Origin of the sequence: Yersinia sp. SCPM-O-B-9106 (C-191), from assembly GCF_026183365.1 — a bacterium.
In the GTDB taxonomy this organism is placed as follows: domain Bacteria; phylum Pseudomonadota; class Gammaproteobacteria; order Enterobacterales; family Enterobacteriaceae; genus Yersinia; species Yersinia rochesterensis.
Genome location: NZ_CP110791.1, coordinates 4406184 through 4417639, shown reverse-complemented (window position 1 = coordinate 4417639; position 11456 = coordinate 4406184). Strand labels below are relative to the sequence as shown.

Genomic DNA, 11456 nt, shown 5'->3' with positions numbered 1-11456 from the left:
GGCGGACTCCACTCGAACAAGATCAATAAAAGAAAGAAATCAGGATTTTTTGTAACTCATCGTTTTTGACACACGCCTATATGGCCTGTAGCAAGCCAAAGTGACATGCGAACCGTTTTTCGGTTGTTTTACGACTAACATCCCCCCAAGATCCTGGAGTAGTGATCCCAGAGTAGTGGATGTGATCGGAATGGCGGATCATAGCGCAAAAGGAGCAATAGATCCTCCCCTTCCTCACAGATTAGATCCTTTTTATCCACAGGCGATAACTTCTGTTGGGAGTGTAACCTAGCGCACAGCTTTTCCTGCCCTTATCGTCCGCGCTCCCGACGCTTTTCGGAATATACTGGAATAACTTTCCCCTTATCCCAACCCTGATCCTCATTAATCTACAAAGGATCTCACCGCGATCCTTGCGATTTATCAGGGAGTCCGTATAATCCTCAGCCCTACGTGTGATGCCTGTTTCTCTTGATGGCCTTGGCCAAAAAGAAACCAGCGGTGAACACGGACAGGCTCTTGGTAAACTCCCATACAGAAAACTTCTGTGCGGGCGTGCGCAATGTCAATTGACTCAGGACTGTACAATTATTACAATCCCGCTTCTTTATATGTTGCGATTGAGGCGTCGGTGTCTTCACTCCGAGCAGCCAAACGCGTTTACTGAATCAGTAATTATTTTAAGTTTAGGTAGAAATCGCTATGAAACGCACTTTCCAACCGTCCGTATTGAAGCGCAACCGTAGCCACGGTTTCCGTGCTCGTATGGCCACCAAAAATGGTCGTCAAGTTCTGGCTCGCCGTCGTGCGAAAAGCCGTACTCGTCTGACTGTTTCTAAGTAATAAAAGCTAACCATCTCAATGGTTAAGCTAGCATTTCCTAGGGAGTTACGTTTGTTAACTCCCAGTCATTTTACGTTCGTCTTCCAGCAGCCACAACGGGCTGGCACGCCGCAAATCACCATCCTCGGCCGCCAGAACGAGCTGGGGCATCCCCGCATCGGTCTTACCGTCGCCAAAAAACATGTCAAACGTGCTCATGAACGTAATCGGATAAAGCGCCTAACCCGCGAAAGCTTCCGGCTGCATCAGCATACGTTACCGTCTATGGATTTTGTCGTTTTGGTGAAAAAAGGTGTGGCTGACCTCGATAACCGTGCGTTGACAGAAGCTTTGGAAAAATTATGGCGTCGCCACTGTCGCCAGGCTCCCGCATCCTGATCGGGCTAATCAGGGGCTATCAGCTCGTGATAAGTCCGTTGCTGGGGCCGCGTTGTCGTTTCCATCCGACATGTTCTCATTACGGAATTGAGGCATTGCGCCGGTTTGGGATGATAAAAGGCAGTTGGTTAACACTGAAACGCGTATTAAAATGCCACCCTTTGAACCCAGGTGGCGATGATCCCGTGCCGCCGAAACCCGACGATAACAGAGAACACTAACGATGGATTCGCAACGCAATCTTCTACTCATCGCTCTGCTGTTCGTGTCTTTCATGATCTGGCAAGCCTGGCAAGTGGATAACAATCCACAACCAGCCGCTCAGACCACGCAACAGACTGCGAATACTGCTACCGGTGATAAAGCAAGCCAGGCTGTGCCAGGCAGTGGTCAGGGCCAACTGATTACTGTAAAAACTGATGTGCTGTCTCTGACCATTAATACCCGTGGTGGTGACATCGAGCAGGCTAACCTGCTGGCTTACCCGGATGCTCTGGGTTCAGATAAAACTTTCGAATTACTGGAAACTACTCCGGCGTTCATTTATCAGGCACAAAGTGGCCTGACAGGTAAAAACGGCCCGGACAATCCAGCTAACGGTGAACGCCCACTATTCGAAGCGCCTCAAACCAGCTTTGTATTAGCTGATGGCCAAGACGAACTGCGTATTCCATTGACCTTCACAGGCAAAGATGGCTCCGTCTTCACCAAGACGTTTGTGCTGAAACGTAACGATTACGCCATTGGCGTGGATTATCACGTTAAAAACGCCTCTGCTGCCCCGCTGGAGCTGACGCTGTTTGGCCAATTAAAGCAAAGCATCAACTTACCTAAACACCGTGATACCGGCAGCAATAACTTCGCACTGCATACTTATCGTGGTGCGGCTTACTCTTCTGATGAAACTAAATATAAAAAATATAGCTTTAGTGATATCGAAGATAAGAGCCTGGACATCACCACCAAAGGCGGTTGGGTTGCTATGTTGCAGCAGTATTTTGCAACAGCGTGGATTCCAGCAGCTAACGAAACCAACACTTTCTACTCCGCTGACTTGGGTAACGGTCTGGCTGCTATCGGCTTTAAAGGTGCACCAGTAGTCATTCAGCCGGGTGAGCAGAAACAACTGGGTGCGACCTTGTGGGTTGGCCCGGAAATTCAGGACAAAATGGCGGCCATCGCGCCACATCTGGACCTGACTGTTGATTATGGTTGGTTATGGTTTATTTCTCAGCCACTGTTCAAACTGTTGAAATTCATCCACAGCTTTGTCGGTAACTGGGGCTTCTCCATCATTGTTATTACCTTTATCGTGCGCGGTATCATGTACCCGCTGACTAAAGCGCAATATACCTCGATGGCGAAAATGCGTTTGCTACAGCCTAAACTGGCTGCCATGCGTGAGCGTATCGGCGACGATAAGCAGCGTATGAGTCAGGAAATGATGGCGTTGTACAAAGCTGAGAAAGTTAACCCACTGGGTGGCTGCTTACCGCTGGTCATTCAGATGCCAATCTTCCTGGCGTTGTACTACATGTTGATGAGTTCCGTTGAGTTGCGCCATGCGCCATTCATCTTGTGGATTCATGACTTGTCAGCACAAGACCCGTACTACATTCTGCCAATTCTGATGGGTATCACCATGTACTTCATTCAGAAGATGTCACCGACTACCGTGACTGACCCGATGCAGCAGAAGATCATGACCTTCATGCCGGTTATCTTCACTGTATTCTTCCTGTGGTTCCCGGCTGGTCTGGTACTGTACTATATTGTCAGTAACCTGGTGACCATCCTGCAGCAACAGTTGATTTATCGTGGTCTGGAAAAACGCGGCTTACACAGCCGTGACAAGAAAAAATAATCCACAGCGATAGTCATAAGTATTAAAGGGCGGTCAATATGACCGCCTTATTCTTTTTATAGAAGCCTGAACACTTTCAGGCTTGTGCAAAAATAATAAGTTAAAGAGAGATATAACCATGAGCACCACTGATACTATCGTGGCACAAGCAACCCCCCCAGGCCGTGGTGGCGTTGGTATTTTACGTGTTTCAGGTCGTGCTGCTACAGTGGTCGCACAGGCGGTTTTAGGTAAATTACCCAAGCCACGCTATGCCGACTATCTGCCATTTAAAGATGTCGATGGCAGCACGCTGGATCAAGGTATCGCTCTTTACTTCCCCGGCCCGAATTCTTTCACTGGCGAGGACGTGCTGGAACTACAAGGTCACGGTGGTCCGGTTATACTGGATTTACTGTTAAAACGTATTCTAGCTCTGCCAGGGCTGCGCATTGCCCGCCCGGGTGAGTTCTCTGAGCGCGCATTCTTAAATGACAAGTTGGATTTAGCCCAAGCAGAAGCGATTGCCGACTTGATCGACGCCAGTTCAGAACAAGCTGCGCGTTCGGCGGTAAACTCATTACAAGGCGCATTTTCAGTGCGGATCCACAAATTGGTGGAAGCACTTACTCACTTGCGAATCTATGTCGAAGCTGCGATTGACTTTCCTGATGAGGAAATTGATTTCCTGTCTGATGGAAAAATTGAAGGCCAGTTAAACGGCGTAATGGCAGATCTGGAGCAAGTACGCACTGAAGCCCGGCAAGGCAGTTTATTGCGTGAAGGGATGAAAGTGGTTATTGCTGGCCGCCCAAACGCCGGTAAATCCAGTCTACTCAATGCGTTAGCAGGCCGAGAGGCCGCAATTGTCACTGATATCGCAGGTACCACCCGCGATGTATTGCGGGAACATATTCATATCGATGGGATGCCATTGCATATCATTGATACCGCAGGCCTACGTGAAGCCAGTGATGAAGTTGAACGCATTGGCATCGAACGTGCGTGGAATGAGATAGAACAGGCTGACCGCGTGCTGTTTATGGTGGATGGAACCACCACGGATGCCACTGAACCGGCTGCTATCTGGCCAGAGTTTATGGCGCGGTTACCTGCTACGCTCCCCATCACCGTGGTGCGTAACAAAGCTGACATTACCGGTGAAACCTTGGGTTTAACCGAAGTAAATGGTCACTCACTTATTCGCTTATCAGCGCGTACCGGTGAAGGTATTGACCTGCTGCGCAGCCATCTCAAGCAGAGTATGGGCTTTACCAGCAACACTGAAGGTGGTTTCTTGGCGCGCCGCCGCCATTTACAAGCGCTGGAAACTGCTGCACAGCATTTGGTACAGGGCCATGAACAGTTAGTAAGCGCTTACGCCGGTGAACTACTGGCGGAGGAACTGCGTTTAGCGCAACAGTCATTGAGTGAAATTACCGGCGAATTTAGCTCAGATGACTTACTGGGGCGAATTTTCTCCAGTTTTTGTATCGGAAAATGAGTGTGATGCCATAGAGCTGCAGCAGATTATCGCTAATTTTGATAATCTGGCTCTATGAGTCTGAATCGCCCATCAATCTGAACTGAATATGGCTCGAACACTTAACTTTATTCATAAACTGAGGTATCCATGATTATAAAACCACGTGTACGCGGCTTTATCTGTGTGACTGCACATCCGACGGGCTGCGAAGCCAACGTCAAAAAGCAAATTGACTATGTCACAGCAGAAGGCACAATCGCTAACGGCCCAAAACGAGTATTAGTGATTGGTGCGTCAACTGGATACGGGCTGGCAGCCCGCATTACAGCAGCATTTGGTTGTGGTGCCGATACACTGGGCATTTTCTTTGAGCGTCCGGGCGAAGAAGGCAAACCGGGAACCTCTGGTTGGTACAACAGCGCCGCATTCCACAAATTCGCTGAACAAAAAGGCCTGTACGCAAAGAGTATCAATGGCGATGCTTTCTCTGATGAGATTAAGCGCCTGACCATTGAAACCATCAAACAAGACTTAGGTCAGGTTGATCAGGTTATCTACAGTTTGGCCTCGCCACGTCGTACTCACCCGAAAACCGGTCAAGTGTTTAACTCCACACTGAAACCTATCGGGCATGAAGTTAAATTCCGTAGCCTTGATACTGATAAAGAAGTTATCAAAGAAGCCGTGTTGCAACCGGCCACTCAAGAAGAAATCGACAACACGGTCGCCGTCATGGGCGGCGAAGACTGGCAGATGTGGATTGATGCGCTGCTGGAAGCGGGTGTGTTGGCTGAAGGCGCACAAACGACCGCGTTCACCTATCTGGGTGAAAAAATCACTCATGATATCTATTGGAATGGCTCTATTGGCGCGGCCAAGAAGGACTTGGACCAAAAAGTTCTGGCGATCCGCGATAGCTTGTCTGCCCACGGCGGCGGTGATGCCCGTGTTTCTGTGCTGAAAGCAGTTGTGACTCAGGCCAGCTCTGCGATTCCAATGATGCCACTGTATTTATCGCTATTATTCAAAGTGATGAAAGAGAAAGGCACTCATGAGGGCTGTATCGAGCAGGTTTATGCGCTGTATAAAGACAGCTTGTGTGGCAACACGCCGCACTTGGACCAAGATGGCCGCCTACGTGCTGATTACAAAGAACTGGCTCCTGAAGTGCAAAGTCAGGTTAAGCAGTTGTGGGATCAAGTCACCAACGACAATATTGACCAATTGACTGATTTTATCGGCTATAAGACCGAGTTCTTAAATCTGTTTGGTTTCGCGGTTGACGGTGTTGACTATGAAGCCGATGTTAATCCTGATGTGAAAATCCCTAATCTGATTCAGGGCTAATCCAGACAACCCGCTGTGCGCCGTACAGCGGGTTGATTATTCACTCATTAACATCTCCCCTCCTGATAGACCCATATTATTATCCTATATATCGATAATAGATAAGTTAAGTTTATATTCTTCGTTTACGGATCACTCAATAGCCTGCAACCTTGTGAATAAATTCCTCTTTAGAGTCTGAATTAATATTTATTCCACAGGGAAATGATGATGAGAATGCGTTCGCTGGCAATATCCTTATTTAGTTTAATTATTTTAACCTCACTGAATGCCCATAGTGAGGAGAAGAAAATCATTAAGTTAGGATTTAATCCTGGCCCTTATAAAGAGCAATTTGAGAAAGGCGTAGCGCCTTATCTAATAAGTAAAGGCTACAAGATTGAATATAAAGATTTCAATGATGGAATCCAGGTCAATAATGCAGTCAGCACCGGTGAAATTGATGGCAACATCATGCAACACCCAGTTTATCTGCAAGCTATAAATGACCGATTACGCATTGATAATACAGGAATTGTACAAGTCCCCACGCCCCCAATGGGCCTCTATTCTAATAAGCACAATACAGAAGACAAACCCAAAGATGGCGCATGGATTTCAGTCCCGAATCAGCCCTCAAATGAATACCGAGCCGCGCTTTTACTGCAATCTATTGGCTGGATAAAGCTGAAAGAAAAAATTGATCCAGCCACTTTTTCGCAAAAAGACATTGCAGAAAATCCGTATCATTTGGTGATTAAAGAAATGGATAACGCACAGCAAGTCAGAGCATTGCCTGATGTTGACTATGGTGCTATCCAAGGTAACTTTGCTGTTTCTAATGGCATAAAACTCACTTCAGCCCTGCAACTTGAAAAACCTACCGCTCAGTTTGTCAATGTGGTGACCGTTGCCGGTAAGAATAAAGACGCCGAGTTTGCCAAAGATATTATTGCGGGATATCACTCCCCTGAATTTAAAAAATACATTCTGGGTAACGAAAAATACACCGGTTATATGCTGCCTGATTATCTAAACTAATGGAATAACAGATGATTGAGCTTCAGCATATTTCCAAGACGTTTGAGCGTAAAGGTATCAAACTACAGGCTCTTAATGATGTCAATTTAACCGTCGAGGATGGTGATATATTTGGCATCATCGGCTACAGTGGCGCGGGGAAAAGCACCCTATTACGCATGGTTAATTCACTGGAAAGCCCAACTGTCGGAAATGTCATTATTGACGGCAAGAACCTGCATGATTTTAGCCATGAGCAACTCCGGTTACTGAAAAAAGATATTGGTATGATATTCCAAAACTTTAATTTATTGGAATCAAAAACCGTTTTTAAAAATGTAGCCATGCCACTTATTTTATTGGGGAAAAATAAGAAATTCATTCAGGAACGTGTTGCGGAGCTGCTAGCTTTTGTCGGGCTGGGAGATAAAAGTCACAGTTTTCCGAATGAGTTATCCGGCGGACAAAAACAGCGGGTGGGAATTGCAAGGGCGCTGGCAACCAACCCCTCTATTTTGCTGTGTGATGAAGCGACATCATCACTCGACCCGCAAACCACGGCTCAAATTTTATTATTACTGAAGAAAATTAATCAGCAATACAATATTACGGTGTTGCTGATTACCCATGAAATGTCAGTCATTCAAAAGATCTGTAATAAAGTGGCGGTCATGGAAAACGGCCAAATTATTGAACAAGGTTCAGTATTAACTGTTTTTGGTCATCCAACCCACCCCACGACGATTAACTTTGTTCGTACCGTCATCAAAGACAGCTTGCCCGAGAGTGTGAAAAAGCTATTGGATAACAGCCATGCAGGTCGTCAATTCCGTCTGGCGTTTATCGGGGCAATAGCCACACAGCCGGTGATTAACCAACTCATCAGGCAATATGATATTGGCGTCAATATTCTGTTTGCCAACATGTCAGAGATACAAGACACCACATTGGGCCATATGGTGCTGCTATTAACCGGCGAGAATCACACCATTGATAGCGCCGTTAATTATCTGGCGGGAACAGGGATTGATATACAGGAAATAAATTGATGATCGAAACCGCAATTACATTAGACCAATTTATCCAGGCGCTACACGATACTCTGGTTATGGTCAGTATTTCATTGGTGATCGGTTCTCTTATTGGTATTCCTTTGGGGATTTTACTGGTGGTGACCCGGCCAGGTGGATTAATTAAGAATAGAACTTTTTATAATATTCTTAATCCTGTTATCAATATCATCCGATCATTGCCATTTATTATTCTGATGGTCGCGATTATCCCGCTCACCCGCCTCATTGTGAACACCACCATAGGAACTCCGGGGGCTATTGTGCCGCTGATTATTTTTATCGCGCCCTATATTGGCCGCTTGGTGGAGAACTCCCTGCTGGACGTTAATCCCGGAATTTTGGAAGCAGCGAAATCGATGGGAGCAACACCGCTACAAGCCATTTGGTATTTCTTACTGCCCGAGGCCCTGTCATCTTTAATATTGGCGCTGACCACCGCTACCATTGGTTTGATTGGCGCGACCGCCATGGCGGGTACCGTCGGCGGCGGCGGGATTGGTGATTTAGCCATTACTTATGGCTACCAGCGCTTTGATACTTTTGTCACAGTCACTACCGCGATTGTATTAATTATCACCGTGCAGTTAATCCAATCACTGGGTAATTTATTTGCCAGTAAAATTCGCCGTGAGTGATAAAAAACCCCTTTCGGCTAGCAAAAGGGGTTAATTTTTTTGGCATAACCGCGATATATACCCTAAATAATTCGGGATGAATGAGCGTAGCCAACACACATGCAGCTTGAAGTATGACGGGTATAAGATTAAACCTTAAAGCCGCTAATCACACTTTCCAACTGCACGGTTTGATCCTGCATAGCTTGAGCCGCTGCCGCCACTTGTTCCACCAGCGCCGCATTTTGCTGCGTTGAGTTATCTAGCTGATTAATCGCGAGATTAACCTGCTCAATACCCAAGCTTTGCTCTTGGCTGGATGACATTATTTCATTCATTAATGACGCCACATTGGAAACCCCGCTCATCAGGTCATCCATTGTCGTGCCCGCATCCGCCACCAGACGAGTACCAATCGTGATATCAGACACCGAGTCTTCAATCAGCTTTTTAATTTCGCGGGCAGAAGTGGCCGAACGCTGCGCCAGATTACGCACTTCAGAGGCCACTACAGCAAAGCCACGCCCCTGCTCACCGGCTCTCGCGGCTTCTACCGCCGCATTCAATGCCAAAATATTAGTTTGGAAAGCAATGCTGTCAATCACACTGATAATATCGACGATTTTCTTCGACGAATGGTTGATTGACCCCATGGTGTCCACCACTTTCTTCACCACGGTGCCGCCTTTCACCGCCACTGTGGAAGCATCCATTGCCAATTTGTTGGCATGGCTAGCGTTATCCGCATTTTGTTTCACGGTACTGGTCAGTTCATCCATTGAAGCCGCAGTCTCTTCAATGGAGCTGGCTTGATCTTCAGTACGAGCGGATAAATCCAGATTGCCGCTGGCAATTTGGCGCGATGCCGACGCGATAGCCAAACTGCTTTCGCCGACTTTGCGCATCATTTGCTGCAAATAGTCGATAAAATCGTTGAAACTCTGGTTAATAGCATTGAATTCCGGGCTACTGCTTTGTGGTAAACGCTGGGTTAAATCAGCGCCACCCGCGGATAATGCCGTGATATTCTGCTTCAACACCGCCAGCCGTTTCATAAAGACGCGGATAGAAAATACCAGGAACAACAGCAATAACAACATGATAGGAATCTGCACTAACCCCAGATGCAGCAAAATGCTGTGGCTCTGCTTGACCAATAAACTGGTGGGCAGGTCAGTGACCAAGTACCACGGGCTATTGGCGATGGGGCGGATAAACAGAGTGTGAGAGGTGCCATCGACGTCAAATTCATTTTCCAGTAATTTCTGGTCTTTCATTTGCGGCAATAATCGCAGAGTTTCTGCCGCCATCGGCGAACTGCTGGCAAAATCTGACAGATTTTTTAATTCTGCTTTACCATCCGTCAGGGCGCTGCTCCCCACAATCTTGCCATCAGCTTCGACAATCAGAATGGTGCCATTGACCTTCTGTTCCATCTCTTTAACCAGGCGATTAAAGAAACCTAAAGTGACGTCAATGGTAGAAACACCATAGATCTCGTCACCTTTATAAATCGCCATTGCGCAGTTGGTTCTTGGTTGCGGGCTGGCATCGTCCTGATAGGCTTTAGCCCAAGCGCAGAAGCCTTTCGGGGCATTTAAGCCATCTTTGTACCAGGGTTGTTCAAAATAATTTTGCGACTCTGGCGAGTTCCAATGAGTATTAACTGTTAATTTATTTTCCCCATTACGGGCAAAGAAAGTGCTGAATTTAATCACCCCTTGCTCGCGTTTATTGGGTAATGGCCAAATCCCACCACCAAAGACATTACTGTCACCGTATTGATCCACTAACCCCGGCAATAATTGGTCAATAGTATTACTGTCCATGATGGCAACAGCCTGCGTAATACTGCGGGCTTGTGCTTCCACTTTATTCATTTGCGCCGTTATTGCCGTGGCGATTTGGTTAACACTGTTGCCAACAATGGTGCTTTCAGATTGTTTGAGTTGTGGTGTTATAAAAAGCTGAATAACCACCACAGTGATTATCAGTAAAAAAATGAAAAACGCACTAACGAGTAAGGTAAATCGGGCTTGAGTGGTTTTTAGCATTATCGTGTCGCTCAATGTAAGAGAGTTGGATAGCTCTAGATCTATTAACGGCACTTCATGCATAGACTTGAGAACAGCAACAGGCAATTTCTCTGTTCCTCTCCTCCGATCACAATTTCAATGTAACAAATCCGCAGATGACACTAATTTAAGTTAAATTTTAAGGAGTAGCACGTCACTCAAGTTTGTCCTACTCTGGTGGTGGAATAGCGTTACACATTAACCGAACGGGAGTAATTCATGTCACAGCAACCCCTTAAAATTGTTACCCTCTTGGGTAGCCTGCGTAATGGTTCCTACAATGCCATGGTGGCGCGTGCGCTGCCAAAATTAGCACCAACCGGTGTGACCATTGAAGCACTGCCTGCTATTCGCGACATTCCACTTTATGACACCGATGTACAACAGGAAGAGGGATTCCCAACCACGATTGAGGCCATTGCTGAGCAGATTCGTCAGGCCGATGGGCTGATTATCGTGACACCGGAATATAACTATTCAGTCCCAGGTGGGTTGAAAAACGCCATCGACTGGCTATCCCGTTTACCTAACCAACCGCTGGCTAACAAACCAGTGGCGATTCAGACCAGCTCCATGGGGCCAATTGGTGGCGCGCGCTGCCAGTATCATTTGCGCCAAATTTTGGTTTTCCTTGATGCGATGGTAATGAATAAGCCTGAATTTATGGGCGGTGTGATTCAAAGCAAAGTCGATGAACAAACCAAAGAGCTGACGGATCAGGGAACACTGGATTTTCTGGCCAAACAGCTTGCTGCATTTGCCACTTACATTGAGCGTGTTCGGGTGAAATAACCCTCT

At 46.8% G+C, this 11456-nt stretch carries 11 protein-coding genes; 10 read left to right on the top strand and 1 reads right to left on the bottom strand.

Translation table 11 applies throughout. The features are described 5' to 3' along the window. Nucleotides 1-702 precede the first annotated feature (702 nt). From rpmH to OP863_RS19895, 9 genes are all read left to right on the top strand, one after another. A complete protein-coding gene (gene rpmH / locus OP863_RS19935) occupies nucleotides 703-843 on the top strand; it encodes a 50S ribosomal protein L34 (RefSeq protein ID WP_004393543.1) in 141 nt (46 codons plus the stop codon). 18 nt (nucleotides 844-861) lie between these two features. Beyond that, a complete protein-coding gene (rnpA, locus tag OP863_RS19930) occupies nucleotides 862-1221 on the top strand; it encodes a ribonuclease P protein component (protein WP_038637673.1) in 360 nt (119 codons plus the stop codon). Then, a complete protein-coding gene (gene yidD / locus OP863_RS19925; protein WP_032906726.1) occupies nucleotides 1185-1442 on the top strand; it encodes a membrane protein insertion efficiency factor YidD in 258 nt (85 codons plus the stop codon). The genes rnpA and yidD overlap by 37 nt, the downstream gene beginning before the upstream one ends. Before the next feature lie 2 nt (nucleotides 1443-1444). Further along, nucleotides 1445-3085 carry a membrane protein insertase YidC gene (gene yidC, locus OP863_RS19920; RefSeq protein WP_145589377.1) on the top strand — a complete coding sequence of 547 codons (1641 nt, stop codon included), beginning with the start codon at nucleotides 1445-1447 and terminating at the stop codon, nucleotides 3083-3085. Nucleotides 3086-3203: 118 nt separating this feature from the next. After that, nucleotides 3204-4568 (top strand): tRNA uridine-5-carboxymethylaminomethyl(34) synthesis GTPase MnmE, encoded by a 1365-nt coding sequence (gene mnmE / locus OP863_RS19915; protein WP_145509791.1) that lies wholly within the window; start codon nucleotides 3204-3206, stop codon nucleotides 4566-4568. A gap of 129 nt (nucleotides 4569-4697) precedes the next feature. Continuing rightward, entirely contained in the window at nucleotides 4698-5897 is a 1200-nt protein-coding gene (fabV, locus tag OP863_RS19910; RefSeq protein ID WP_038637685.1) for an enoyl-ACP reductase FabV, read from the top strand. Nucleotides 5898-6107: 210 nt separating this feature from the next. Further along, nucleotides 6108-6917, top strand: coding sequence for a MetQ/NlpA family ABC transporter substrate-binding protein (locus OP863_RS19905; protein ID WP_265526293.1), 810 nt, complete (start codon nucleotides 6108-6110; stop codon nucleotides 6915-6917). A gap of 11 nt (nucleotides 6918-6928) precedes the next feature. After that, nucleotides 6929-7945, top strand: coding sequence for a methionine ABC transporter ATP-binding protein (locus OP863_RS19900; RefSeq protein ID WP_145592001.1), 1017 nt, complete (start codon nucleotides 6929-6931; stop codon nucleotides 7943-7945). Further along, the gene (locus tag OP863_RS19895) at nucleotides 7945-8604 is read left to right on the top strand and encodes a methionine ABC transporter permease (protein ID WP_050113356.1); all 660 of its coding nucleotides are present in this window, start codon (nucleotides 7945-7947) and stop codon (nucleotides 8602-8604) included. Before OP863_RS19900 ends, OP863_RS19895 begins: the two co-directional genes overlap by 1 nt. 128 nt (nucleotides 8605-8732) lie before the next feature. On the opposite strand, the gene OP863_RS19890 is transcribed toward OP863_RS19895, so the two are convergent. After that, a complete protein-coding gene (locus tag OP863_RS19890) occupies nucleotides 8733-10637 on the bottom strand; it encodes a methyl-accepting chemotaxis protein (RefSeq protein ID WP_265525740.1) in 1905 nt (634 codons plus the stop codon). 240 nt (nucleotides 10638-10877) lie between these two features. Here OP863_RS19890 and OP863_RS19885 point away from each other — a divergent pair, with 240 nt between their 5' ends. Further along, entirely contained in the window at nucleotides 10878-11450 is a 573-nt protein-coding gene (locus tag OP863_RS19885; RefSeq protein ID WP_265525739.1) for an NADPH-dependent FMN reductase, read from the top strand. Nucleotides 11451-11456: the final 6 nt, after the last annotated feature.